General features: G+C 54.4%; 21 protein-coding genes and 3 tRNA genes. 2 read left to right on the forward strand and 22 right to left on the reverse strand.

Annotation, left to right across the window (positions count from 1 at the left end; all coding sequences use genetic code 11):
* Positions 1 to 95 precede the first annotated feature (95 nt).
* The 20 genes from NIZ92_RS13805 to NIZ92_RS13900 form a co-directional block, all read right to left on the reverse strand.
* Entirely contained in the window at positions 96 to 629 is a 534-nt protein-coding gene (locus NIZ92_RS13805) for a DUF2818 family protein (protein WP_009456672.1), read from the reverse strand.
* Between the two features lie 12 nt (positions 630 to 641).
* Positions 642 to 2,120 carry an NADH-quinone oxidoreductase subunit NuoN gene (gene nuoN / locus NIZ92_RS13810; RefSeq protein ID WP_083053262.1) on the reverse strand — a complete coding sequence of 493 codons (1,479 nt, stop codon included), beginning with the start codon at positions 2,118 to 2,120 and terminating at the stop codon, positions 642 to 644.
* A gap of 11 nt (positions 2,121 to 2,131) precedes the next feature.
* On the reverse strand, positions 2,132 to 3,619 hold the full coding sequence (locus NIZ92_RS13815) for an NADH-quinone oxidoreductase subunit M (protein WP_254002113.1): 1,488 nt from the start codon (positions 3,617 to 3,619) through the stop codon (positions 2,132 to 2,134).
* Positions 3,620 to 3,631: 12 nt separating this feature from the next.
* On the reverse strand, positions 3,632 to 5,635 hold the full coding sequence (nuoL, locus tag NIZ92_RS13820; RefSeq protein WP_086061087.1) for an NADH-quinone oxidoreductase subunit L: 2,004 nt from the start codon (positions 5,633 to 5,635) through the stop codon (positions 3,632 to 3,634).
* Positions 5,636 to 5,650: 15 nt separating this feature from the next.
* On the reverse strand, positions 5,651 to 5,959 hold the full coding sequence (gene nuoK / locus NIZ92_RS13825) for an NADH-quinone oxidoreductase subunit NuoK (protein WP_026483136.1): 309 nt from the start codon (positions 5,957 to 5,959) through the stop codon (positions 5,651 to 5,653).
* Positions 5,960 to 5,961: 2 nt separating this feature from the next.
* A complete protein-coding gene (locus tag NIZ92_RS13830) occupies positions 5,962 to 6,603 on the reverse strand; it encodes an NADH-quinone oxidoreductase subunit J (RefSeq protein ID WP_009456678.1) in 642 nt (213 codons plus the stop codon).
* An 18-nt stretch (positions 6,604 to 6,621) separates the two neighbouring features.
* Complete coding sequence (gene nuoI / locus NIZ92_RS13835; RefSeq protein ID WP_003801051.1) at positions 6,622 to 7,110, reverse strand: NADH-quinone oxidoreductase subunit NuoI; 489 nt, start codon at positions 7,108 to 7,110, stop codon at positions 6,622 to 6,624.
* Between the two features lie 17 nt (positions 7,111 to 7,127).
* Positions 7,128 to 8,201 carry an NADH-quinone oxidoreductase subunit NuoH gene (gene nuoH / locus NIZ92_RS13840; protein WP_009456680.1) on the reverse strand — a complete coding sequence of 358 codons (1,074 nt, stop codon included), beginning with the start codon at positions 8,199 to 8,201 and terminating at the stop codon, positions 7,128 to 7,130.
* 1 nt (position 8,202) lies between these two features.
* Positions 8,203 to 10,533 carry an NADH-quinone oxidoreductase subunit NuoG gene (gene nuoG / locus NIZ92_RS13845; RefSeq protein WP_035272463.1) on the reverse strand — a complete coding sequence of 777 codons (2,331 nt, stop codon included), beginning with the start codon at positions 10,531 to 10,533 and terminating at the stop codon, positions 8,203 to 8,205.
* A gap of 14 nt (positions 10,534 to 10,547) precedes the next feature.
* A complete protein-coding gene (gene nuoF, locus NIZ92_RS13850) occupies positions 10,548 to 11,915 on the reverse strand; it encodes an NADH-quinone oxidoreductase subunit NuoF (RefSeq protein ID WP_009456684.1) in 1,368 nt (455 codons plus the stop codon).
* Positions 11,912 to 12,406, reverse strand: a complete 495-nt coding sequence (gene nuoE / locus NIZ92_RS13855; RefSeq protein WP_026483139.1) for an NADH-quinone oxidoreductase subunit NuoE — start codon at positions 12,404 to 12,406, stop codon at positions 11,912 to 11,914. Before nuoE ends, nuoF begins: the two co-directional genes overlap by 4 nt.
* A gap of 29 nt (positions 12,407 to 12,435) precedes the next feature.
* A complete protein-coding gene (locus tag NIZ92_RS13860) occupies positions 12,436 to 13,689 on the reverse strand; it encodes an NADH-quinone oxidoreductase subunit D (RefSeq protein WP_003801056.1) in 1,254 nt (417 codons plus the stop codon).
* A 5-nt stretch (positions 13,690 to 13,694) separates the two neighbouring features.
* Complete coding sequence (locus tag NIZ92_RS13865; RefSeq protein ID WP_009456690.1) at positions 13,695 to 14,306, reverse strand: NADH-quinone oxidoreductase subunit C; 612 nt, start codon at positions 14,304 to 14,306, stop codon at positions 13,695 to 13,697.
* 26 nt (positions 14,307 to 14,332) lie between these two features.
* Positions 14,333 to 14,809, reverse strand: a complete 477-nt coding sequence (locus NIZ92_RS13870; protein ID WP_003801059.1) for an NADH-quinone oxidoreductase subunit B family protein — start codon at positions 14,807 to 14,809, stop codon at positions 14,333 to 14,335.
* Between the two features lie 147 nt (positions 14,810 to 14,956).
* Complete coding sequence (locus tag NIZ92_RS13875; RefSeq protein WP_003801061.1) at positions 14,957 to 15,316, reverse strand: NADH-quinone oxidoreductase subunit A; 360 nt, start codon at positions 15,314 to 15,316, stop codon at positions 14,957 to 14,959.
* A gap of 604 nt (positions 15,317 to 15,920) precedes the next feature.
* Positions 15,921 to 17,129 (reverse strand): porin, encoded by a 1,209-nt coding sequence (locus tag NIZ92_RS13880; RefSeq protein ID WP_254002114.1) that lies wholly within the window; start codon positions 17,127 to 17,129, stop codon positions 15,921 to 15,923.
* A 622-nt stretch (positions 17,130 to 17,751) separates the two neighbouring features.
* Positions 17,752 to 17,836 (reverse strand) — tRNA-Leu (locus NIZ92_RS13885).
* Positions 17,837 to 18,062: 226 nt separating this feature from the next.
* Positions 18,063 to 18,470, reverse strand: coding sequence for a preprotein translocase subunit SecG (gene secG, locus NIZ92_RS13890; RefSeq protein ID WP_009456694.1), 408 nt, complete (start codon positions 18,468 to 18,470; stop codon positions 18,063 to 18,065).
* An 18-nt stretch (positions 18,471 to 18,488) separates the two neighbouring features.
* On the reverse strand, positions 18,489 to 19,229 hold the full coding sequence (tpiA, locus tag NIZ92_RS13895; protein ID WP_060186464.1) for a triose-phosphate isomerase: 741 nt from the start codon (positions 19,227 to 19,229) through the stop codon (positions 18,489 to 18,491).
* A gap of 158 nt (positions 19,230 to 19,387) precedes the next feature.
* Positions 19,388 to 20,362 (reverse strand): NAD(P)H-quinone oxidoreductase, encoded by a 975-nt coding sequence (locus NIZ92_RS13900; RefSeq protein ID WP_035272457.1) that lies wholly within the window; start codon positions 20,360 to 20,362, stop codon positions 19,388 to 19,390.
* Positions 20,363 to 20,595: 233 nt separating this feature from the next.
* Between NIZ92_RS13900 and NIZ92_RS13905 the strand changes: the two genes are divergently transcribed.
* Positions 20,596 to 20,685 (forward strand) — tRNA-Ser (locus NIZ92_RS13905).
* Positions 20,686 to 20,697: 12 nt separating this feature from the next.
* Positions 20,698 to 20,783: transfer RNA gene (locus NIZ92_RS13910), tRNA-Leu, on the forward strand.
* A gap of 226 nt (positions 20,784 to 21,009) precedes the next feature.
* Here NIZ92_RS13910 and NIZ92_RS13915 read toward each other — a convergent pair.
* Positions 21,010 to 22,725 carry an amidohydrolase gene (locus NIZ92_RS13915; RefSeq protein ID WP_254002115.1) on the reverse strand — a complete coding sequence of 572 codons (1,716 nt, stop codon included), beginning with the start codon at positions 22,723 to 22,725 and terminating at the stop codon, positions 21,010 to 21,012.
* Between the two features lie 377 nt (positions 22,726 to 23,102).
* Entirely contained in the window at positions 23,103 to 25,241 is a 2,139-nt protein-coding gene (gene pnp, locus NIZ92_RS13920) for a polyribonucleotide nucleotidyltransferase (RefSeq protein WP_035272454.1), read from the reverse strand.
* Between the last annotated feature and the right edge of the window lie 19 nt (positions 25,242 to 25,260).

Consider the following 25,260-nt stretch of genomic DNA (forward strand, 5'->3'; position numbering starts at 1 on the left):
TCACATGGATCAAAGCCCGCCGCTGACGGCATGGCCCAGACATTCAGGACAAAAAAACCTCGCAATCTTGCGAGGTTTTTTTCATGCATTCAGCACTATTCAAACTTGCCCTTGGGGTGGCGCATCAAATAGCGATACACAAAGCCGGGGTACGCCATCACCAAGAATAAAGCAAAGGTAATGGTGTAGAACACCCAAGTCTGCTTGAACGGGTTACCGATGCTGGCTTCAAAAGCAAAGCCGAACGCACCCATAATCCCGTAAAACGCACAGACTTCCAGAAGACGAGAAAAAAAGCCTTTGGAAACTTTCTGATGGCGAGAGCGCCAGGCCGGGAAGTAAAACATGGCCCCCACCAAAGCCAGACCCAAAAACAACTTGCCCAACATGACTGGCAAGGAGCTCAGGCCAGAGCTGGAGGCAATCACCGTGTAGATTCCCAAACCCAAAGCAGCCAGCACGGCCAGGTACACAAGGCCAACAATCAGTTGCAGCCAGGGCGAGAGACCTGAGCGCTCGCCCGGCATGGACCAAGGCAAAACCAGCAAGGGCTTTTCCACGAGAAACGGCAGATTAGCCGTAATCACGGAAAGAACTATCAAGACCCAGATGGAAAGGCTTTGGTCCATAGTGCTACCTACTTAAAACTGCAAGGAAGACTGAATCACACGGATGCAGGTGTCCATCAAGCCACCAGGCAACACGCCCAGGCCGATAATCAGAACGCCGTTTACCAGCATGACCAGCTTGGTCAGCAAGCCCGTTGCCACAGGATGCTCTTCGCCTTCTGGTTCGTCGAAGTAAACAACCTTCACGACACGCAGGTAGTAGAAAGCACCAATCAAGGACATGATCACGGCAAACACAGCCAGCCAGACATAGCCTGCACCCACCACAGCTTGCAGAACACTCAGCTTGGCAGCAAAGCCGGACAGCGGAGGAATACCAGCCAGGGAGAACATGGACAGCAGCCAGATCAAAGCCAGACCAGGGTTACGGCGGTTCAGGCCTTTCAGGTCGCTGATGTTTTCGCATTCAAAACCACGACGGCTCAGAATCAGGATCAGACCGAAAGTGCTCAGGGTGGTCAGAACGTAGATCACCACATAGAACAACGAAGCACCGTAGGCTTGAGAGTGAGTCTCGCCATTGAACACGCCAGCCAGCAAGCCCAGGAAAATGAAACCCATGTGCGAGATGGTCGAATACGCAAGCATACGCTTGAGATTCTTTTGCATGATCGCAGTCAGGTTACCCAGAGCCAGCGACAGCACAGCCATGATCAGCAACATGGGCTGCCAGTCCACGGCAATACCGTGCAGGGCTTCAACCAGGAAGCGCATGGTTACGGCAAAAGCAGCCAGTTTGGGAGCAGCACCGATGATCAGGGTAACGGTAGTAGGAGCGCCTTGATAGACGTCCGGTGTCCACATATGGAAAGGAGCAGCCGTCAATTTGAAGGCCAGACCTGCCACAACAAACACCACACCGAAGACCAGAGCCAGACGCTCGGCTTGACCGTTAGCGATGACCTCAGCGATACGTGGGAATTCCAGATGGCCGGTAGCGCCAAAAATCATGGACATACCGTACAGCAAGATACCCGATGCCAAGGCACCCAGAACGAAGTACTTCAACGCCGCTTCAATGGACTGACGGTGTTCACGACGCAGCGCAACCAGTGCGTACAGCGCAAAGGACATCAGCTCCACACCCAGATAAGCGGTCAACATGCTGTTGGCCGAAATCATGATCATCTGGCCCAGCAGAGCCATCAGAGTCAGAGTGTAGAGTTCACCACCGCGTTCCATCATGTCGCGCTGTTCGGCGTACTCACGACCGTAGATCAGGGTAGCAGCCACGGCCACACACGAAAGCAGCTTCAGAAAGTGCGCCAACTCGTCTGCGACGAACAGGCCACCAAACGAGACACCGCTCACGCCCTTGGACCACTGCCAGGCTACGCTGGCCGCAACCACGGCAAGCGTCAACAGGCTCAGAACAAACGTCGAGTGGCGCTGTTTGTGTTTGCTGAAAGCATCAAAAATCAGCACACACGAAGCCAGAACCAGGAGCAGGATCTCGGGCAAAGCCAGAGAAAAGTTAAAGGTAGTATCCATAGTGATTCGGCCTACAGTTTCGAGATGGAGACGTGTTGCAGCAACGCTTCAACCGAAACGTGCATGACCTCGGTAAATGGCTTGGGATACACACCCATGCCCAGCACCGCAATCGCCATTACGCCAAGAACGAAGAACTCACGGCCACTCAGGTCGCTCATGCCGGCAACATTGTCGTTACCCACGGGGCCAAAGGCCACGCGCTTGAGCATCCACAGCGAGTAAGACGCGCCTGTAATCAGCGCTGTTGCAGTCAACAGACCGATCCAAAAGTTGTACTCCACCGCGCCCATGATGACGGTGAACTCACCGATAAAGCCGCTGGTGCCTGGCAAACCGCTGTTGGCCATCGAGAACAGCACAAAGAAGGTAACGAAACGAGGCATCACCTTGACCACACCACCGTAATCGGCGATTTGGCGGCTGTGCAGACGGTCGTACAGAACACCGATACACAGGAACATGGCACCGGACACGAAACCGTGCGAGATCATTTGCATGATCGCGCCTTCCATACCCGTGGTGTTGAACACGAAAAAGCCCAGCGTGACAAAACCCATGTGAGCCACAGAGGAGTAAGCCACCAGCTTTTTCATATCGTCCTGAACGATGGCGACCAGACCAATGTAGATCACCGCGACCAGAGACAGGGCAATGATGATTCCGGCCAGACCTTGCGAAGCATCAGGAGCGATGGGCAGGGAAAAGCGCAGGAAACCGTAAGCACCCAGTTTCAACATGATGGCAGCCAGCACCACGGAACCACCAGTAGGTGCTTCCACGTGGGCATCCGGCAACCAGGTGTGGACAGGCCACATAGGCACTTTCACAGCAAAAGCCATGAACAGAGCAGCAAAGATCAGCACCTGAGTGGTGTAATCCAGCGGCACTTTATGCCAGGTCAGGATATCGAAAGTACCGCCGGACACATTCCACAAGTAGATGAATGCGATCAGGGTCAACAGCGAGCCGAGCAAGGTGTACAAGAAGAACTTGACCGATGCATACACGCGGTTCGGCCCCCCCCAGATACCGATGATCAAGTACATCGGGATCAGCGTGGCTTCAAAGAACACGTAGAACAGCAAGCCATCCAGAGCGGCAAACACGCCAACCATCAGACCCGACAGGATCAGGAAGGCACCCATGTATTGCGCCACGCGGTTCTTGATTACCTGCCAGCCCGCCAGCACCACGATCACCGTGATGAAAGCGGTCAGCAGAACAAACCACATGGAAATACCGTCCACGCCAAGGTGGTAATTCACCTTGAAGGCATCAATCCAGGGGGCCAGCTCGACAAACTGCATGTCGGCCGTACCGGGATTGAAGCCCGTGTACAGAGGAATAGTGACAACAAGACCGGCAATCGAACCCAGCAGAGCCAGCCAGCGGGTGAAGGAGGGACGATCATCACGCCCCAGAGCCAGCACCAACAGGCCAGCGACGATAGGTACGAAAATCGCCAGCGTTAACCAAGGAAGAGTAGAAGACGCCATATCGCTAGCCATTTACCGAACCGTCAGTACAAAAAAGGATAAGAGCGCCAGGATCCCGAGGATCATGGCAAAGGCGTAGTGATAGACATAGCCGGACTGGATATGACGGCTGATTGCAGCCACCCAGCCCACTACGCGTGCACTACCGTTGACCACCAGGCCGTCAATCAGACCGCGGTCAGCACCTTTCCAGAGGCCCGTACCCAGGCAGCGAACGCCACGAGACAGCACTTGCTCGTTGAACCAGTCAACGTAGTACTTGTTCTCCAGGATACGGTAGATAAAAGAGCAGTTCTTTTTGATAGCGGCAGGCAAAGCAGGATTAACCAGGTACATGTACCAGGCCACCACAGCACCAGCCACAACCAGCCAGAATGGCAGTGTGCCAAAACCGTGTACGGCGTAAGCCATCCAGTCGGTCCAGTGCTCGGCCAGCGTTGCCATTGCAGGGTGTTCAGGCAGAACCGTCACAATGCCTTCAAAGTAGCCACCGAACAGCAATGGATCAACGAACCAGATACCGGCGAAGATCGACGGAATGGCCAGCAGAACCAGAGGCAGCGTAACCACCCAAGGCGACTCGTGAGGATCGCCACCGTGAGCGTGATGGTCGTCGTGGCCATGCGACTCGTCGTGCTTGACGTCACGGAAGCGCTCTTTGCCGTGGAATACCAGGAAGTACAGACGGAAGGAGTACAGCGAGGTGACGAACACACCGATCAGTGTGGCGTAGTAAGCGTAGGTCGAACCCCAGATACCGGCTTCGCCTGCGGCTTCGATGATGTGCTCTTTCGAGTAGAAACCAGAGAAGAACGGCGTACCCACCAGAGCCAGCGTACCGATCAGGAAAGTCAGCCAGGTAATAGGCATGTACTTGCGCAGACCACCCATATTGCGGATGTCCTGATCGTGGTGCATACCGATAATCACCGAACCAGCGCCCAGGAACAGCAAGGCTTTGAAGAAAGCGTGTGTCATCAGGTGGAACACAGCAGCCGAGTAAGCCGAAGCACCCAGAGCTACCGTCATGTAACCCAGCTGGGACAAGGTGGAGTAAGCCACAACGCGTTTGACGTCGTTCTGGATAATACCCAGCAAGCCCAGGAACAAGGCACCCGTTGCACCGATCACGATGATGAAGGACAGCGCGGTTGTCGACTGTTCAAACACAGGCGAGAAACGAGCCACCATGAAGATACCGGCCGTCACCATGGTCGCGGCGTGAATCAGCGCCGAGATAGGAGTAGGACCTTCCATGGAGTCAGGCAGCCAGCTGTGCAAAGGAACCTGAGCCGATTTACCCATGGCACCCACAAACAGGGCCAGAGCAGCAACGGTCAGCAATTGCCAGTCAGTACCGGGGAATGTCATGGTGCTCAGTTCCTGAACCTTGGCGAACACGTCGCTGTAGTTCATGGAGCCGGTGTAGGCGTAGAGCAAGCCAATACCCAGAGCAAAACCGAAGTCACCCACACGGTTGACCAGGAAGGCCTTCATGTTGGCAAAAATGGCAGTCTTGCGCTCGTACCAGAAACCGATCAGCAGGTAAGACACCAGACCCACCGCTTCCCAACCGAAGAACAACTGCAGCATGTTGTTGGACATGACCAGCATCAGCATCGAGAAGGTAAACAGCGAGATGTAGGAGAAAAAGCGCTGGTAGCCCGGATCATCCTTCATGTAGCCAATGGTGTAGATATGCACCATCAGCGACACGGACGTCACCACCACCATCATCAGGGCAGTCAGCTTGTCGATCAGGAAGCCGATATCCCACTGAATGCTGCCAATGGTGATCCAGGTGTAGACCGGACCGTTGAAGGTCTGGCCTTCCAGAACCTGCAACATGACCATGACCGAGCCGATAAAGGAAATCAGCACGCCCGCGATCGTAATCAGGTGAGCGCCTGTCTTGCCGATAAATCGACCCAGAAAGCCGGTACCGAACAAACCGGCTAGCGCCGAACCCACCAGGGGAGCAAGCGCAATCGTTAAGTAAAGATTTATGGAGTTCATTAGTGTGCTATCCCATCAACCCTTGAGCTGGTCGAGATCCTGGACATTGATCGAATTAAGGTTACGGAACAACAGAACCAGAATTGCAAGACCAATGGCCGCCTCGGCCGCAGCGACCGTCAGGACGAAAAAGACAAACACCTGACCTGCCTCGTTGCCCATCCAGGTGGAGAAGGCCACAAAGTTCATGTTGGCCGACAAAAGAATCAGCTCAACAGACATGAGCAAGATAATCAGGTTGCGACGGTTCAGGAAAAAGCCGAACAGGCCGATCGTGAACAGCACAGCGCCCAGGACCAAATAGTGCGCAAGCGTCAGCGTCATCATCATTTGTCTCCTGGCACGACAGCGTCAGCCGAACTGGACGCCGACGGCTTTTCGGTTTGAGAAGGAATGGAAACCATGCGCAGACGGTCTTGCGAACGAACCTTGACTTGTTCGCTGGAGACGGTGCGTTTGACACCTTCACGTTTACGCAGAGTCAGTGCAATGGCCGAGATCATGCCAACCAGCAGCACAATGCCACCGAGCAACACCGCCAGCACGTACTGGGAGTACATCAACTCGCCAATAACACGGGTGTTGTTGTAGTCCGCAGCCACCGCGGCAGCAGGTGCCGTTGTGAACCACAGCTTGGTCAGCACAAAGCCCATTTCCAGAACCATGATGGCGCCGATCAACAGCCCCATAGGCACGTGAGCCTTGAATTTCTTGGCAGCGGATTCCTGACGAACGTCCAGCATCATGATGACGAACAGGAACATCACCATCACGGCGCCCACATAGACCACCACCAGCAAGAGGCCCAGGAACTCGGCGCCCATCGTGATCCACATCATGGCGGCCGTGAAGAACACCAGAATCAAATGCAATACGGCTGTAACCGGATTCTTGGCAGCGATCACGCGATACGCGGCCACCACCATCACCAGCGCCAGCACATAAAACAGAACAGTAGTAAATAACATGAGTGTAGAGCTCCGGCCTTAGCGATAAGGTGCATCTGCGGCACGACGACGAGCGATCTCGTCTTCGTAACGGTCACCGATAGCCAGCAGCATGTCCTTGGTGTAGTACAAATCGCCGCGTTTTTCACCGTGGTACTCGTGAATGTGCGTTTCCACGATCGAATCGACCGGGCAGCTTTCTTCACAGAAACCACAGAAAATACACTTGGCCAGATCGATGTCATAACGCGTAGTACGACGGGTACCGTCCTCGCGCTCTGCCGATTCGATCGAGATGGCCATGGCGGGACATACGGCCTCGCACAGTTTGCACGCGATGCAACGCTCTTCGCCGTTTTCGTAGCGACGCAAAGCGTGCAGACCGCGAAAACGTGGCGAAGCGGGCGTGGTTTCAACGGGATAACGCAGGGTTACCTTGCGCTTGAAGAAATACTTCCCCGTCAGGCGCATGCCTTTGAGCATCTCGGACAGCATCAGGCTGCCAAAGAAATCTTTGATTGCTTCCATAATCTTGCCCCTTAGCCTTAATGCCAGATGTTCCAGGGCGTCTGCATCCAGATCGCCACAATAACCAGCCAAACACCGGTCAGCGGGATAAATACTTTCCAGCCCAAACGCATGATCTGGTCATAGCGGTAACGTGGGAACGTTGCACGGAACCAGATGAACATGGAGACCACGACAAAGGTCTTCAGACCCAGCCACAGCCACCCCGGAATCCAGGTAAATGGAGCGAACTCGACAATGGGAGTCCAGCCACCCAAGAACATGATGGACGCCAGAGCCGACAGGAAAATCATGTTGGCGTATTCGCCCAGGAAGAACAGAGCGAAACCAGTACCGGAGTACTCCACCATGGGACCGGCCACAATTTCCGATTCGCCTTCCACCACGTCAAACGGGTGACGGTTGGTTTCAGCAACGGCGGAAATCACGTAGATCACAAACAGTGGCAGCAGTGGCAGCCAGTTCCAGGACAGGAAGTTCAAGCCCTTGTCCGCAAAGTAACCCTGAGTCTGACCGACCACGATGCCCGACAGATTCAGCGTGCCGGAAACCAGCAAGACAGTAATCAGGACAAAGCCGATGGCCAGTTCGTAGGACAGCACCTGAGCGGCTGCACGCAGACCACCCAGCAAGGCGTACTTGGAGTTGGAAGCCCAACCGGCCACGATCACGCCGTACACACCCAGCGAGGTAATCGCCAGGATGTACAGCAGACCGGCGTTAACGTCGGACAGAACCACATCGGGGCTGAAAGGAATCACAGCCCAGGCAGCCAGAGCAGGCATCAGCGTCACAACCGGAGCCAACAGGTACAGGACCTTGTTGGACTTGGCTGGAACGATCAGCTCTTTGGTCAGCAGTTTGAAAACGTCAGCGAAAGGCTGCAGCAAGCCACGGTAACCAACACGGGTTGGTCCCAGACGAACGTGCATGAAGCCGATCATCTTGCGTTCCCAGTAAGTCAGGTAGGCAACACACAGAATGACGGGCACAGCGATGGCAACAACCTTCAGCAGCGTCCACACCACATACCATGCGGTCGGACCCAGCAGGTCCGTGCCGTAGCTATTGATGGCAGAGAGAAATTCCATGTTATGCACGCTCCACTGTCAATTGACCGAATGCGCTACCCAAAGCGGCTGTTTCAGAAAAAGCGGTGGCAACACGCACCGAGTTCAATGCCACGGTGTCATCCAGCTGAGCTGGCAGGCTGACTTCGCCTTGCGAAGAACGAACCTTTACCAGATCGCCGTCAGCCAGACCCAGTTGGGCCAGCGTGGCAGCGGCCATGCGAGCCGTAGGTGCTGCCGAAGCAGGTGTTTCCTGCAAGGGAGCCGAACGGCGCACCAGCGCATCGCTACGGTAGATAGGCACATCTGCCACACGCTCCAGACCGCTTGCTGCAGGCAGAACGCTGGCAGCCAGATTGATCTGGTTGGACAGACGCGATTCCACACCGGCAGCCATGACCGAGTCACGAACCGATTCCGAGGTTTCATCGTCAAAACCATCCAGCTGGAACAGATTGCCCAGCACGCGCAGAACCTTCCAGGCCGGACGTGTATCGCCCACAGGAGCAGCAGCACCCTTGAAGCTTTGTACACGGCCTTCGGCGTTCACGAAGGTGCCGGAGGTTTCAGTGAAAGGAGACACAGGCAGCATCACATCGGCCCACTGCTCGGCAGCGGAACGATAGGAAGTCAGCGCGACCGAGAAGGTGGCGGACTTCAGTGTTTCTACTGCACGTTCGCCCAGATCGCTGTCCAGTGCTGGCTCAACATTCAGAACCAGGTAAGCACGCAGGGTTTGAGCCAGCATTTGCTCGGCAGTCAAACCGCCCTTGCCCGGTACGGCGTTAGCCAAGTAGCCACCCACGGTGTTACCACCGGCAGTCAGGAAGCCCAGCTTGGCACCGCTAGCCTGTGCAATCGCATTGGCGTTGGCAGCAATTACGCTAGCCTGATCCGAGTTGACAGCCATATTGCCCAGCAAGATAGCCACGCGTTCGCCGGAAACCAGGCTGTCAGCAATCTGCTGAGCTTCAGCAGAAACTTGCACGCCTTCCAGACCCGCAGGAACTGCGCTGTCTTTGGCTTTGGCAACGGCAACCAGCACTTGAGCCAGAGAGTTGGCCAACTGGCTGGGAGCCACCGTCATGCGGCCAGCAATCGCATTGAACAATGGATTATCGGCAGCCGAATCAATAAAGGAAACTTGAGCGCCACGTTTGACAGCCTGACGCAGACGCTGGGCCATCAAGGGGTGATCTTTACGCAGGAAGGAGCCCACGACCAGGACGCGATCGAGCTCGTTCAAGGCGGTCAGAGGCATACCCAACCAAGGCACACCGGCCAGAGCACCATCCAGACGGGCATCGGTCTGACGCAGACGGAAGTCCACGTTTTCGGTACCCAGAGCACGACCCAGACGAGCCAGCAAAGCCAGTTCTTCGGTCGTGGAGGTAGCCGAACCAATACAGCCCAGCTGATCTGCACCAAACTTCTCGCGCACGGCGTTCATGCCGGCAACGATGGTTTGCATGGCGTCGTTCCAGGAGGCTTCGCGCCACTGGCCGTCATCACCGCGCACCATGGGGCGAGTCAGACGATCTTCGGTGTACAGGCCTTCGTAGGAGAAACGGTCACGGTCGCTGATCCAGCACTCGTTGACTTCGTCGTTCTCGAAAGGAACAACACGCAGCACCTTGTCCATCTTGGCTTGCAGCACCAGGTTGGCACCCACGCTGTCGTGCGGGCTAACGCTGCGACGACGAGCCAATTCCCAGGTACGGGCATTGAAGCGGAAGGGTTTGGACAGCAAGGCACCCACGGGGCAAACGTCAATCATGTTGCCCGACAATTCAGACTCGACTGCGCGACCCACAAAGGTGGTGATTTCAGCGTGCTCGCCGCGGTTGAGCATACCAACCTCTTGAACGCCGGCGATTTCTTCGCCAGTACGCACACAGCGGGTGCAATGAATGCAACGCTGCATGGCTTCGGTCGAGATCAGTGGGCCCATGGATTTGGCGGCCACAACGCGCTTTTCTTCCTTGTAGCGCGACTCGGAGCCACCGTAACCCACGGCCAGATCCTGCAGCTGACACTCACCGCCCTGATCGCATACGGGGCAATCCAGGGGGTGGTTGATCAGCAGGAATTCCATGACGCTTTTTTGAGCGGCAATGGCTTTTTCCGAACGAGTACGCACAACCATGCCGTTGGTGACGGGAGTGGCGCAAGCAGGCAAAGGCTTGGGCGCTTTTTCCACGTCCACCAAACACATGCGGCAGTTGGCGGCAATACTCAGTTTTTTGTGATAACAGAAGTGCGGCACGTAGACCCCGGCGTCATGGGCAGCCTGAATGACCATGCTGCCTTCCGGGGCGTCAACTTTAATGCCATCGATGGTGAGTTCTACCATTACGTTGTCCTGGCCTACAAATATTGAGGCACCACACAGCCTTTATGCTCGATGTGGTGTGCGAACTCGTCGCGGAAATGCTTAACGAAACTGCGCACCGGCATGGCAGCAGCATCACCCAGGGCGCAAATGGTGCGACCCATGATGTTCTGTGCGATGTCATCGAGCATGTCCAGATCTTCTGGGCGACCTTGACCGTTCTCGATACGATGCACCATGCGCCACAACCAGCCTGTGCCTTCCCGGCACGGCGTGCACTGGCCGCAGCTTTCGTGATAGTAAAAATAGGACAGGCGCAGCAGGGACTTGACCATGCAACGAGTCTCGTCCATCACGATGACAGCGCCCGAACCCAGCATGGAACCAGCCTTGGCAATGGAGTCATAGTCCAGGTTGGTCGCCATGATGATGTCGGCGGGCAAAACGGGCGAGCTGGAACCACCAGGGATCACAGCTTTCAGTTTGCGACCGTCGCGCATGCCGCCTGCCAATTCCAGCAAGGTGGCAAACGGTGTACCCAGAGGCACTTCGTAGTTACCGGGACGCTCTACGTCGCCAGTAATGGAGAAGATCTTGGTACCGCCCGCATTGGGGATACCCACTTCCAGGTATTCCTGACCGCTGTTGCGCAAAATCCAGGGGACAGCCGCGAAGGTTTCGGTGTTGTTGATGGTTGTCGGCTTGCCGTACAGACCAAAACTGGCCGGGAATGGTGGTTTGAAGCGAGGCTGGCCCTTCTTGCCTTCCAGGGACTCCAGCAGCGCAGTTTCTTCACCGCAAATATAGGCACCGTAACCGTGGAACGCATGCAGCTGGAAGCTGAAATCCGAACCCAGGATCTTGTCACCCAGGAAGCCAGCCGCACGGGCCTGTTCCAGCGCTTCTTCAAAACGCTGATAGATTTCGAACACTTCACCGTGGATGTAGTTGTAGCCCACGGTAATACCCATGGCGTAGGCTGCAATGGCCATGCCTTCGATCACGATGTGCGGGTTGAAACGCAGGATATCGCGGTCTTTGAAAGTGCCGGGTTCGCCCTCGTCGGAGTTACATACCAGGTACTTTTGACCGGGCAAGCTGCGGGGCATGAAGCTCCACTTCAAACCCGATGGAAAACCTGCACCACCACGACCGCGCAAGGCCGAAGTCTTGACTTCAGCAATCACGTCTTCGGGCTTCATGCCGGTAGTCAGTACTTTACGCAGAGCTTCATAGCCACCACGCTTGACGTACTCTTCCAGGCCCCAGTTATCGCCGTTCAAACCAGCCAGAATCTGTGGCTGAATATGACGATCATGAAAAATCATGCTGCGCGACAGGTCGCCACCAGGGTTAGGTTCCAATCCCTGTGCGAACTTGCGCAGAATGTCCGGTGCAATCATGCCGATTCTCCGTGTGTCTTCAATTCTTCGAGCATGGCATCAATGCGCTCGGCTTCCATGCGCACGCACATGTGCTGATTGTTCAGCAGCATGACGGGCGAATCACCACATGAACCCATGCACTCTCCCATGATCAGGGAGAACTGGCCGTCCGCCGTGGTTTCACCGTATTCGATACCCAGTTTCTCTTTCAGGTACTCGCCAGCCTTGACGCCATCACGCAGCGCACAGGGCAAGTTGGTGCAAACGGAAATGGTGACGCGGCCAACGGGCTTGGTGTGGAACATGTTGTAGAAGGTCGCAACCTCCTGCACAGCGATAGGCTCCACGCCAATGTATTGGGCCACATCCTCGATAATTTCTGGCGATACCCAGCCTTTTTCCTGCTGGGCAATGGCCAGGGAGGCCATGATGGCAGAGCGACGTTGATCTGCCGGGAACTTGCTCAGTTCCTTATCTATCTGTTGGTAGGCTTTTTCGGAAAGCAACATAATTCGGTTCCGTTTTTCCAGGCGCGACCTTAGCGGTCGATCTCGCCAAACACAATGTCCTGCGTGCCGATGATCGTTACCGCGTCGGCAATCATGTGACCGCGGCTCATTTCATCGAGGGCCTGCAAGTGGACGAAGCCCGGAGCACGGATCTTCATGCGGTAAGGCTTGTTACCGCCGTCAGATACCAGATAAATGCCAAACTCGCCCTTGGGATGCTCCACACCGGCATACACTTCGCCAGTAGGCACGTGCATACCTTCGGAGAACAGTTTGAAATGGTGGATCAAGTCCTCCATCCCGGTTTTCATGCGTTCGCGCGATGGCGGCGCCACTTTGTGGTTATCCGTGATGACAGGACCGGGGTTGTTACGCAGCCACTGTACACACTGACGGATGATGCGGTTGCTCTCGCGCATTTCTGCGATACGAACCAGATAGCGGTCGTAAGAGTCACCGTTGCGACCCACAGGAATATCAAATTCGACGCGATCATAGACTTCGTAGGGCTGCATCTTGCGCAGATCCCACTCCACGCCCGAACCACGCAGCATGGGGCCGGTAAAGCCCAACGCCTTGGCGCGATCGGGATCAACCACGCCCACGCCCACCAAACGCTGCTTCCAGATACGGTTATCGGTCAGCAAGGTTTCGTACTCGTCGACACAAGCGGGGAAACGGTTGGTGAAGTCTTCGATGAAATCCAGCAAAGAACCCGAACGCGCTTCGTTCATGGCTTTCAGTTCTTTGTCGGAACGGTATTTGTTGGCCTTGTACTGAGGCATGGTGCCGGGCAGATCGCGGTAAACGCCACCAGGACGGTAGTAGGCCGCGTGCAAACGGGCGCCGGAGACCGCTTCGTAGCAGTCCATCAGGTCTTCACGTTCACGGAAGGCGTACAGGAACACGGCCATGGCACCCACGTCCAGCGCATGCGAACCGACCGACATCAGGTGGTTCAGGATGCGGGTGATCTCGTCAAACATGACGCGGATGTATTGAGCACGCAACGGCACCTCAACACCGACCAGACGCTCCACGGCCATACAGTAAGCGTGCTCGTTGACCATCATGGACACATAGTCCAGACGATCCATGTATGGCAGGGTTTGCAGGAAAGTGCGGTGCTCGGCCAGCTTTTCGGTGGCGCGATGCAACAGACCAATATGGGGGTCAGCACGCTGAATGACTTCGCCGTCCAGCTCAAGCACCAAACGCAACACACCGTGTGCGGCTGGATGCTGAGGACCAAAGTTCAGGGTGTAGTTTTGAATTTCTGCCATGATGCTTATCGCCCAATTCCGTAATCGTCCTCGCGCACCACTCGTGGCGTGATTTCACGCGGTTCGATGGTGACGGGCTGGTAAATGACCCGCTTCTGCTCGGTGTCATAGCGCATTTCGACGTAGCCGGAGATGGGGAAGTCTTTGCGGAACGGATGACCGATGAAACCATAGTCGGTCAGGATGCGACGCAGATCAGGGTGGTTCTCGAAAATAATGCCGTACAGGTCAAACGCCTCGCGCTCGAACCAGTTCACCGACGGCCAGACCTCGAACAGGGTTGGCAAAGCGGGGAAATCGTCGTTGGGCACAAAGCAGCGCACACGCAGGCGCCAGTTGTGCTTCAAGGACATCAGGTGCAGCACAACGGCAAAGCGATGGGGGAACTGAGCCGAGGCAGCCTGATAGGTGGGCGCTTTCCAGGCGGAATAATCAATCCCGCACAAGTCGATACAGGTCTCAAAGCGCAGATCAGCGTGGTCGCGAAGCAATGTGCAAGTGTCGACCCATGCATCAGCGGGCACTTCCAAAGTGAGTTCATTGCGCGCTTGCGTCAACGCAGCCTGCTCGCCAAGGATAGAGAGCAAGTTGGTTTTTAAAGTTTCTAGCCGTGTCATAGTCTTGTTTAGCCTGTTCTAACCGTTCAGCGTGCGATGGTATTGGTCAAGCGGATCTTGTTCTGCATTTGCAGCAAGCCGTAAACCAAAGCCTCAGCAGTCGGAGGGCAGCCTGGCACGTACACATCTACCGGCACGATGCGATCACAGCCGCGAACGACCGAGTAGGAGTAGTGGTAGTAACCGCCACCGTTGGCACAGGAGCCCATGGAGACGACCCAGCGTGGCTCGGCCATCTGGTCGTACACCTTACGCAAGGCGGGTGCCATCTTGTTGCACAGGGTGCCCGCCACAATCATCAAGTCAGATTGACGTGGGCTGGGACGGAAAATAATGCCGAATTGGTCCAGGTCATAACGAGCTGCACCAGCGTGCATCATTTCCACTGCACAACAGGCCAGACCAAATGTCATGGGCCACATGGACCCTGTTTTTGCCCAGTTCAGAAACTTGTCTGCACTGGTCGTCACAAAACCTTCTTTGAGAATGCCGTCGATAGCCATAGTAGTTGCCTTTTGCCGGATCAGACCCTGGGAAGCCCCGGCCTATCCTGTTGCTGACCAAACCCGCTGTCATCAAGACGCATCCTCGTGCCCCTTATGCCCAGCAGCAGACGCGAAAACCCCTAGCAGGGTTCTCTATGGATGGGTTTACTCCCAGTCCAGAGCGCCTTTTTTCCATTCGTAGATAAAACCGACCGTCAAAACGGCCAGAAACGCCATAACGGTCCAGAAACCGACCAGGCCTACTGTTCCATTGGCCATGGCCCAGGGAAACAGAAAAGCGATTTCCAGATCGAACATGATGAACAGAATCGCGATCAGGTAGTAACGAATGTCCACCTTCATGCGCGAATCGCCGAATGCTTCAAAACCGCATTCGTAAGGAGAGAGCTTTTCAGCATCGGGCCGGTTTGGACCGAGCACTCGACCGACTAAAAGTAGAGCCAGGCCAATCCCAGTGGCGACGATGATAAATAGCAAAACGGGAAAGTACTCTTGCAGGTTCATGCAAAGCATCCAATCGCAGTAAATAAACTCTTGGATTGTAGCATTTTGAGAGCACAGTTTTGGGGGATAACCCCAAACCATTACATCTATGCACGGGTGTTGCACCCATGCCGCAAAAACTGTCAGCTACCTGACCAAAAACCCTTCAACTATTGATTATTTACTTTATTAAGGGTTGCGATTTCAGGCAACGGTTAATTATCTTACCCGCTTTTGTAAGGAAAATGTCAGCGACAACAGCCAGGAAAACGATTTTTCGCGCTTATTTTGTAAGCAAGACAAACAAGACCGAGTAGTCGGAATAGTAGATAGGCAGGCACAACACACAAGCGATTCGGACGCCAGGCACAAGTGCGCCATCGCACCGCCCTACTCAACAGATCTGCACACAAAACCGCAAGAGCGAGGGCAAGCACATACCAACAACCCTAGAAGCAACAGCTTCAAAACAGCCCAAGAGCGGCAATCCAAACAGACTAATCTGAACACCCCAAATAGCGGGCAATAAAAAAGCCATCCCGAAGGATGGCTTTTTATACTTCTTCAGCTCAAGCAAGTCCGAAGACTTGCTCATCGCGATGCGTAGACATGCTACGCAAAACGATTAGAACTGGTGACGCAGACCAACGCCGATCAGAGTCGACTTAGCGTCAGGCATGAAGTACACGTTCTTGACGTAGGAGCCAATTGCGTACACGTTCGTGCGCTTGCTCAGTGGGTGGCTGTAACCCAGGCTGAAAGTGTGCTGTTTCTTCATTTCCCAAGAGTCGTTAGCGAAGTCTTGGTAGAACGAATCAGGAGCCTTGTCCGGATCAGCCATTGTCCAAGAACCCATCACAGTGCCAGCACCAACAGGAGCAGACAGACCGACCAGGTAGGAATTAACCTTCAGACCTTTACCCAGCAAAGATTGCTGGTTCAGCTCACCGAAGGTTTGACCTTCGAACAGGCCGTTACGAGTTTGACCAAAAGCCAAGTAAGCTTTCACAACTTCAAAGTCGTAGCTACCACCAATGTTCCAGGACTTGATAGTGGTATCGTCGCCTTGGGTGTAGTACTGCACACCACCAACAGGGCTACCGTCAGCACGCACACCGCGGTCACGGATCTGATCATATGTCAGAGCAATACCGATAGGACCGTTAGCGTAACGCAGACCGGTAGTGATAGCTTGCTTGTTCAGGTCTTTAGCGTTAACAGTGCCACCAAGCTTGGTATCCAGATCTTTGTCCCAGTGCTGGTTACCGTCAGCATTGAACGAGTAGCCAACGCCGAACTGGAAGCCGGAGAAGTTAGGGGTTTGGTACATGACCATGTTGTCGTAACGAACGGTGTTAGCAGCTGTGAAAGCGCCACCGATGTTAGCTTGGTCAAAGCCACCGCCGAAAGGATCAGCAACAGCGCTCAGGTACTTGGAAGCGATATTGGTTTGACGACCGAAGTCCAGTTGACCCCAGCTGTCGCCAGCCAGACCCAGAGTAGCTTGACGACCGAACAGACGATCACCTTGCTTGGACTTACCGGTGCCCATATCAAAGCCGCTTTCCAGAACGAACACAGCGCGCAGGCCATCGCCCAGATCTTCAGAGCCTTTCAGGCCCCAGCGGTTGCCGGACTGAATACCGTTGATCAGACCAGTGCGCTTGGAGTTGATTTCAGTTTGTGGACCGCTGGTAACGTAACCTTCGGAACCTTTAACTTTTTGGTAACCAATACCAGCGTCCAGAATACCGTACAGGGTGACAGACGTTTCTGCGTGTGCGACGCCAGCGAAGCCGGCCATCAGAGCAGCAGCGAGCAGAGTCTTTTTCATGTAAGAAATCTCCGTAGATTTGAGTAAATCAGAGCAGCCCAACTACAACAGTGCTGCTGCTCTTTCTAACTCCGCGATGGGAAGTTAACGCTATTGCATCAAAATTCCCGTCGCTTGACTACGAAACCCTTCGGAAACGTGAATCTTTGTGCACAGCTTGTTGGCTATACACAACAAAAACCCACTTGAAGCCGCTTTCCATGCCGCCTTGAGCAAGCACGACAATTAGCAGGCTAAAGCCGGAATCTTCTTAAGAAGTTGCTTTAAGTGATCCGAGCAATCGGTTGCCAATGCTGGTTTTCTGCAAACAAGGCAAAAAATGAAATCGGCACCGAAAAAGACAAGATCGCCGACCCCAGCCTATCGAGAGCCAAAGCTGGCTACTCAATCCACCTGATAAATTCTCACATTATGAGAACTAACACCAACATAGGATTCAGCATGCACTGACCCGGTTCAATCACTTTCCTGGCAATCAAGAACGGATTCCGGAAACCACAACGCAAGCAACTTACACAAGAAGGCAAAACACCCAAAAATTGGCGAAAAAAAAACCTGCCCTTGCCAGGATCAGGTTTTATTTCCAGGCTCCGCAATCGCAGAACTTTTCAACTTTTTTGTTTGGTGCCGACGACGAGACTCGAACTCGTACAGCTTTCGCCACTACCCCCTCAAGATAGCGTGTCTACCAATTCCACCACGTCGGCAAGCAATCAAGACAGCGATATTAGCATGACAAAAGTAAAGCTGTCAGTACAAAACAGCCCAAAACACCTAAAAAAGCACGTACTCAGGCATATTCCACACAAACAACGCCAAATAGACAAAGCCCGCCATTAGAGGCGGGCTTTGATATCGTATTTTCCGATCCTGCTTTTGATCCTTACCGTCTTCTATATATAGAGCAGCATTGAATCCCCAAGCAGATCGAACTTACTCAGCAGCAGGAACCGCAGGAGCGCTTTGCTCAGGAGTTGCTGAAGGCACAGCAGCTGGCACAGAAGCGTCAGGGGCCGGAACCGAAGCTGCACCCGATGGAGCTGCGCCAGGAACAGACGATTCGTAACCTTGCATCACGCCCGCATCCACTTTCTGCGCAGGATGGTGAGCAACCCAAGCCAAGCCACCGGTGGACACAAAAAAGACGATTGCCGCCCATTTGGTCATGCGCGACAAAAAGTTCGCCGCACCTGCCGCACCAAACACACTCCCTGCCGAGCCGCCACCAAAGGCCGAGCCCATATCAGCGCCCTTGCCTTGCTGCAGCAGAACCAGACCAATAATCAACAGCGAGGAGATAACCTGCACCGCCATCAGAACGGAAGACATCCAATCTTGCATTTAAAGACTCCAGACCCTTTAAGCGGCCACAATACGTAAAAATTCTTGCGCATCCAAAGATGCACCACCCACCAAGGCACCATCAATATCCGGCATCGCAAACAGCTCGGCGGCATTATCTGCCTTCACGCTGCCACCGTACAAAATACGCAACTGATCCGACTCCATATAGGCGCGAATCTGTTGATGCATTTGCTGCGCTTGCTCCGGCGTTGCAGTCAGGCCCGTACCAATAGCCCAAACCGGCTCATACGCCAGGACCAGTTTGGATACCACTTCAGCCCCAAGAGCTTTGATGGGTTCAAGCTGATCTTGCACCACACAGGTTTCCTGCCCCGCCTCACGATCAGCCAACTGCTCGCCAATACAGACAATGGGCGTCAAGCCCGCATCCAGTGCCGCAACCACTTTGGCGGCAACCTGAGCGCTACTTTCCTGGTGATACTGACGGCGCTCGGAATGCCCGACAATCACCCAGCGACAGCCGATATCAGCCAGCATTGCCGCCGAGATTTCCCCCGTGTATGCACCCTTGGCGTGGACACTGACATCTTGAGCGCCGACCGCTATGGTCGAATCTTTCAAGATACCTGCCACCTGAGGCAAATACACATAAGGAACGCATACAAGCACATCACAATCTGCCTGCGCACCAGGCTGAACGAGCAGTTCTTGCAGCAGACGGCTGTTGCCATCAAGCGAGCCATTTAATTTCCAATTACCCGCAACCAGTCGTTTACGCGAAGAATGTACGCTCATTGCTCCCTTGATGCCAGTCAAAAAGTTACACCAACGCCCACAATCAAGGCGCAGCTAACCGGCTATTGTAGCGCGTGCTAATCCATTTCGCGCATATTTGACAGAAAATTCGTTTCAGAACGGCAAGAAAAAGGGTGGCTATGCCACCCTTGCTGCTTTTATGGAACAAGAATGATCTTGCCCACCTGCTCACCAGCCTCCATCATGGCATGCGCTTCGCTCGCCTTTTCCAAGGGGAAAGTGGCATGAATCAAGGGACGTACCTGCCCTGCTTCCAGCAAAGGCCAGACACGCTCTTTTAGAGCCTGCGCCAACTGCGCCTTGAACTCGACAGAGCGGGACCGCAAGGTTGAGCCAGTGATAGTCAGGCGACGACGCAGGATCTCCCCACAATTAATCGTGGCCTTCACCCCACCCAGCAAAGCAATAATGACGATACGACCGTCATCAGCCAGACACGTCAAATCCCGGTTGATGTAGTCGCCAGAGACCATATCCAGAATCACATCAACGCCACGGCCGCCTGTTTTGCTTTTGATGACGTCTTCGTAAACCTCGGTTTTATAGTTGATGCCGATCCCTCCCAAGCGATTAATGGCCTCCACGCGCTCATCACTGCCTGCCGTGGCATATACCGTATGCCCCAGAGCCACTGCCAACTGGATAGCTGTTGTCCCAATTCCACTGGCACCGCCATGAACCAGCAGGGTTTCACCTTTGCTCAACTGACCACGGTCGAACACATTGCTCCAGACAGTAAAGAAAGTTTCTGGCAGCCCCGCCGCCTCCAGCAAGCTGAAACCCGCAGGAATAGGCAAGCATTGCTGTACTGGCACCACACAATATTCGGCATAGCCACCACCAGTGACCAACGCACAGACCTGATCCCCAATCTTGAACTCACTGCCCTGCACATCGCCCGATACGATTTCACCGGCCAGTTCCAGGCCGGGAATATCAGAGGCACCAGCCGGCGGCGGGTAAGCGCCTGCTCGTTGCAAGACGTCCGGACGGTTCACGCCCGCCGCCAGCACCTTGACCAGCACTTCACCCGGACCTGTTTGTGGCATGGGGCGCTCGCCCACTTGCAACACTTCCGGCTTTCCAAACTCGGTAATTTCAACAGCTCGCATACCTACTCCCTGATATCTAGACTATTTTTCCAGCGCGGCTGCAAGTACAAACCATAAGCAGCCGCCTTACCTGCTGCAATCTATCACAGGCACTGGCATCAACGCCCTATTCCAGCCATGAAAACAGATTATTTCGATGACGCTGGCAAATTTATACGTTACACTTTAAGGCTTTCCTGGCCTCCGTGCTTTTTTGCGTATGTGACTTGTCAGGAAGAAAAGCCCAACAGACAGGAAGCGTGCCAGAGCGGTTGAATGGACCGGTCTTGAAAACCGGCGATGGGGTAACCCATCCGTGAGTTCGAATCTCACCGCTTCCGCCATCATCTCCCGCTGCATCCATGGCGGAATTGGTAGACGCAAGGGACTTAAAATCCCTCGATCTTTGATCGTGCCGGTTCGATTCCGGCTGGATGCACCATAGACCTGAAGCGGTCTGCACTGATACATAAGCCTTGAATTTGCCCAAACCTGCGTTGGTTTTGCAGCAAAAACCAGGCGACAAAAAGCCCACTACGCATAGTGGGCTTTTTTGTTTCACCAACCATCGAATGGGGCAGTAACCATCTGCCGCTATATAAGCCGCATACGGCATACACACTGCCTGTTCAAACCCTGTCAATCAGAAAAACACTGCCAGGCTCCTTCTACGGAGCTGCGCCGTAGACCTGCCGACCGGCAAAGTAAGTCGCCAGAACCTGAGTGTCTTTCAAAGCCTCTACATCTACCTCCAGCACATCGCGATCCAGCACGATAAAGTCTGCCTGCTTACCCACCTCCAGAGAGCCAATTTCCCTCTCCATTCGGATAGCCCTGGCCGCGTTGATGGTATAGGCCCTAAACATACTGTCTTTACCCATACGCTCGCCTGCATTCAAACCGCCATCCGGCCCAGAGCGTGTCATTGCATGATGCATGGCTTCCCACGGATTCGCCGTAGAAATAGGCCAATCACTGGCACCCACAATCACCGCTCCATGCTGCTGCAGCGACCGAGCTGGATACTGACCCTGAAACTCCGAATCAGGAATATAAGGCTTGACCAGATCAAGCAGATAGTTATCAAGCTCGGCCCAGTGCAACTGCATGACAGCCATCACATCGAGCTGTTTAAAGCGGGGGTAATCAGCCGGACTTACCAACTGCAGATGCGTAATGGAATGCGGTACACCACTGCTACGCTTTTTGCGCGCCGACTCAATAGCATCCAAAGATACACGCACAGCCCGATCACCCAAGGCGTGGATATGCACCAGCCAGCCACGCTGATCAATAGCATCAACCAGCTGCGTCATTTTGCACTGCTCCAGCAGCAGCTCGCCCTGCTTGCCAGAATTTTCATAGCGGCCCAGCAAGGCTGCGCTTTGAGCCGGATACTCCAACACCCCATCAGCAAACACCTTGATACCCGGCAAACTCAGGTTAGGGATGTGCGCAAAGCGCTTTCGGACACCATCAAGCTGCTCCAGATCCGCAGCATCACTCTCCGGACTGGCCACCAGCAAGGCAGCAACATGAGCAGTTAATAAACCCGCTTCTGATAAAACCCGGTAAGCCGGCAATATGCCCTCTCCAACACTGCCAAGAGATCGAGAAAACAACGCTTCCCCCGGTCCGGCGTTGGCCGCCGGGTCCATCCAGGCCGTAATGCCATAGCGATTATTGGTTTCAACAGCGATTTTTGCAGCTGCCAGTAGCTGCTTTTCAGCTGGTTTGGGCAAGATCACCGTTACCTTATCCAGGCCAGCATCCACCAACACCCCATCAGGCTGTCCATTACTGGCCACACCGATGGTGTGTTGAGACTTCGCAGGCAATGACTGCACGTAAGCAGCGTCAATTCCTGCCTTTTCACGCATTGCCTGATTCGCCCAGGCCGTATGATAGTCAGCCCCCATCAGCAACACAGCCTGATGCTGCCAAGCCCCAGCATCCAGCAAATCGCTCAATGACTCGGGCGCAGACCACACCGCTGGATTCACCCCAAACACCACCATAGGCACATCTGGTCCGGACTCTTTTTCCACCAGCCAGGTTTGCAATCGCTGAGCGAGTTCAAGCGGACTGAGCTCTTGATCCTCCAGGTTTGGCGCCAAGGCAGCCAGGCCCGCAAAAATAGCGTGGGAGTGCGCATCAATCAGGCCAGGCATAACGCGTCGACCCTCAAGGCTTAGCATGCGAGTTTTCGCTCCCTGATAGTGCAAGATCTGTTCGCTCTTGCCTATGGCCAGAATTCGGCCGTGGCTCACGGCCATCGCCTCGGCATCAGGTGAATTGGCATTAGCGGTATAGATCTTCGCGTCCAGAAAGATCGTATCAGCGACTTCATTAGCGCCAACGCTCCCCGTAGACCCAACTAGCATCACAGCACACAAGCACCTTAATAGCCTGTTTATCCCCATCATTGACTGTCTCCTGCCTCAGCTTTTGATCATGCTCGGCCAGTACCCACCCAAGCGACAACTCAAACTTGGATCAGCATGACATCGCATCACTCTCTGTTTATGGATTTTATGATCTCGACATCCAGACAGCGCTTAATAAAGCCCTGCTAACCCAAGACAAGCGCTACCAAAACCCACGACAGATTTCCTCTCAAGCACGAAGACCAAGGCTTTAGCCAGAATGTACAACGTTTAAACAAGGCGCATTCAAACCAGTCCCCTCCAACCCCGGGCAATGCCAAACGCAAAAAACCCGCCTTGCAGCGGGTTTTTCTTCAAGCAGACTACAAGCGCTATCAGGAAGCAGCAGGAGCAGCTGGGCCGCCTTGAGCTTCGATACCACCAATAGCCTTGATCGACAGACGCAGACGACCTTTCTCGTCAGCTTCAATGACCTTGACCTTAACAACCTGACCTACTTTCAGCACGTCATTGATGTTGGCGATACGGTAGTTAGCAATCTCGGAGATATGCAGCAAGCCGTCACGGCCTGGCAGCACTTGCACAATCGCGCCAAAGTCCAGCAAACGCATCACAGGACCTTCGTATTCCTGACCCACTTCCACTTCAGCGGTCAGTTCCTTAATACGGCGCTCGGCTTCGCGGGCCTTGTCCAGATCAGCACTGGCGATCGTGATGGTGCCGTCATCCGAAATATCGATCTGTGTACCGGTTTCTTCGGTCAGGGCACGGATGGTTGCACCACCCTTACCAATCACGTCACGAATCTTCTCGGGGTTGATCTTCACGGTCAGCATGCGAGGTGCAAATTCGGACATCTCGGTACGGGAACCGTCGATGGACTCTTTCATCTTGCCCAGGATGTGCATACGGCCTTCGTGAGCCTGAGCCAATGCAACCTGCATGATTTCCTTGGTGATGCCCTGGATCTTGATGTCCATCTGCAAAGCAGTAATACCTTTCTCGGTACCGGCAACCTTGAAGTCCATATCGCCCAGGTGATCTTCGTCACCCAGAATGTCGGTCAGCACAGCAAACTTGTTGCCTTCCTTGATCAGACCCATGGCCACACCAGCCACGTGATCCTGCACAGGCACACCAGCGTCCATCATGGACAGGGAGCCACCACACACGGATGCCATGGAGGACGAACCGTTGGATTCAGTGATCTCGGACACCACGCGGATGGAGTACTGGAAGTCTTCAGCGGCTGGCAGCAAGGGAGTCAAAGCACGCTTGGCCAGACGACCGTGACCGATTTCACGACGCTTGGGAGCGCCGAAACGGCCAGCTTCACCAGTGGCGAATGGAGGCATGTTGTAGTGCATCATGAAGCGATCACGGTACTCGCCCATGATCGAATCAATGATCTGCTCGTCTTGCTTGGTACCCAGAGTGGTGACCACCAAGGCCTGAGTTTCGCCACGCGTGAACAAGGCGCTACCGTGAGCACGGGGCAGAACGCCCAAACGGATGCTGATAGGACGAACGGTACGGGTGTCGCGACCATCAATACGGGACTCGCCGCTCAAGATGCGCGAACGCACGATCTTGCTTTCCAGGTCGAACATCATGTTTTCGACGGCAACCATATCAGGCTGATCCTGACCGGCGGCTTCAGCTTGAGCCTTGACCGTTTCTTTAACCTGAGCGTAGACAGCGCGCACTTGCTCGGTACGAGCTTGTTTTTCGCGAGTCTGGTAGGCCTGTGTCAGACCTTCTTCAGCAGCAGCGGTTACCGCAGCCAACAGGCTTTCGTTAACAGCAGCAGGCTGCCAATCCCACTCGGGCTTGCCAGCTTCTTCAACCAGTTCGTGAATGCAGTTGATGGCTGCTTGCATTTGCTCGTGAGCAAACACCACACCACCCAGCATGACTTCTTCGGACAATTGCTTGGCTTCGGACTCAACCATCAGCACAGCCTGCTCGGTACCAGCCACAACCAGATCCAGAGCCGAAGATTTCAGCTGAGTAGCGGATGGGTTCAGCACGTACTGACCATCAACGTAACCCACACGGGCAGCGCCCACAGGACCGTTGAAAGGAATGCCGGAAATAGCCAGGGCAGCCGAGGCGCCGATCATGGCAGCGATATCAGGATCAATTTCAGGGTTGACCGATACCGTGTGAATGATGACCTGAACTTCGTTGTAGAAGCCTTCAGGAAACAGAGGACGCAGTGGGCGGTCGATCAGGCGGGAGATCAGGATCTCGCGCTCGGATTGACGGCCTTCACGCTTGAAGAAACCACCAGGGATCTTGCCAGCGGAGTAGGTTTTTTCGACGTAATCAACGGTCAGAGGGAAAAAATCCTGACCCGCTTTCGCTTCGCTTTTGCCAACAACAGTGGCCAACACAACAGTGTCTTCAATCGAAACCAGCACGGCACCTGACGCCTGACGTGCGATTTCGCCGGTTTCCAGAACGACGGTATGCTCGCCGTACTGGAAAGACTTGGTGACTTTATTGAACATTAGGAGAATCCTTACAATA

It is taken from the genome of Alcaligenes sp. 1735tsa3, assembly GCF_024134565.1.
Classification (GTDB): Bacteria; Pseudomonadota; Gammaproteobacteria; order Burkholderiales; family Burkholderiaceae_B; genus Alcaligenes; species Alcaligenes phenolicus.

Bases quoted from the DNA above. Each gene is read 5' to 3' on its own strand.
- nuoL (WP_086061087.1), bottom strand. From the start codon at position 5,635: ATGAACTCCATAAATCTTTACTTAACGATTGCGCTTGCTCCCCTGGTG.
- nuoF (WP_009456684.1), bottom strand. From the start codon at position 11,915: ATGATTGCACCGGACATTCTGCGCAAGTTCGCACAGGGATTGGAACCT.
- nuoE (WP_026483139.1), bottom strand. From the start codon at position 12,406: ATGTTGCTTTCCGAAAAAGCCTACCAACAGATAGATAAGGAACTGAGC.
- NIZ92_RS13865 (WP_009456690.1), bottom strand. From the start codon at position 14,306: ATGACACGGCTAGAAACTTTAAAAACCAACTTGCTCTCTATCCTTGGC.
- NIZ92_RS13860 (WP_003801056.1), bottom strand. From the start codon at position 13,689: ATGGCAGAAATTCAAAACTACACCCTGAACTTTGGTCCTCAGCATCCA.
- nuoK (WP_026483136.1), bottom strand. From the start codon at position 5,959: ATGACGCTGACGCTTGCGCACTATTTGGTCCTGGGCGCTGTGCTGTTC.
- pnp (WP_035272454.1), bottom strand. From the start codon at position 25,241: ATGTTCAATAAAGTCACCAAGTCTTTCCAGTACGGCGAGCATACCGTC.
- tpiA (WP_060186464.1), bottom strand. From the start codon at position 19,229: ATGAGCGTACATTCTTCGCGTAAACGACTGGTTGCGGGTAATTGGAAA.
- nuoN (WP_083053262.1), bottom strand. From the start codon at position 2,120: ATGGATACTACCTTTAACTTTTCTCTGGCTTTGCCCGAGATCCTGCTC.
- NIZ92_RS13815 (WP_254002113.1), bottom strand. From the start codon at position 3,619: ATGGCGTCTTCTACTCTTCCTTGGTTAACGCTGGCGATTTTCGTACCT.
- nuoG (WP_035272463.1), bottom strand. From the start codon at position 10,533: ATGGTAGAACTCACCATCGATGGCATTAAAGTTGACGCCCCGGAAGGC.
- nuoI (WP_003801051.1), bottom strand. From the start codon at position 7,110: ATGGAAGCAATCAAAGATTTCTTTGGCAGCCTGATGCTGTCCGAGATG.
- NIZ92_RS13830 (WP_009456678.1), bottom strand. From the start codon at position 6,603: ATGTTATTTACTACTGTTCTGTTTTATGTGCTGGCGCTGGTGATGGTG.
- NIZ92_RS13805 (WP_009456672.1), bottom strand. From the start codon at position 629: ATGGACCAAAGCCTTTCCATCTGGGTCTTGATAGTTCTTTCCGTGATT.
- NIZ92_RS13900 (WP_035272457.1), bottom strand. From the start codon at position 20,362: ATGCGAGCTGTTGAAATTACCGAGTTTGGAAAGCCGGAAGTGTTGCAA.
- NIZ92_RS13875 (WP_003801061.1), bottom strand. From the start codon at position 15,316: ATGAACCTGCAAGAGTACTTTCCCGTTTTGCTATTTATCATCGTCGCC.
- NIZ92_RS13915 (WP_254002115.1), bottom strand. From the start codon at position 22,725: ATGCTAGTTGGGTCTACGGGGAGCGTTGGCGCTAATGAAGTCGCTGAT.
- nuoH (WP_009456680.1), bottom strand. From the start codon at position 8,201: ATGGAATTTCTCTCTGCCATCAATAGCTACGGCACGGACCTGCTGGGT.
- NIZ92_RS13870 (WP_003801059.1), bottom strand. From the start codon at position 14,809: ATGGCTATCGACGGCATTCTCAAAGAAGGTTTTGTGACGACCAGTGCA.
- secG (WP_009456694.1), bottom strand. From the start codon at position 18,470: ATGCAAGATTGGATGTCTTCCGTTCTGATGGCGGTGCAGGTTATCTCC.
- NIZ92_RS13880 (WP_254002114.1), bottom strand. From the start codon at position 17,129: ATGAAAAAGACTCTGCTCGCTGCTGCTCTGATGGCCGGCTTCGCTGGC.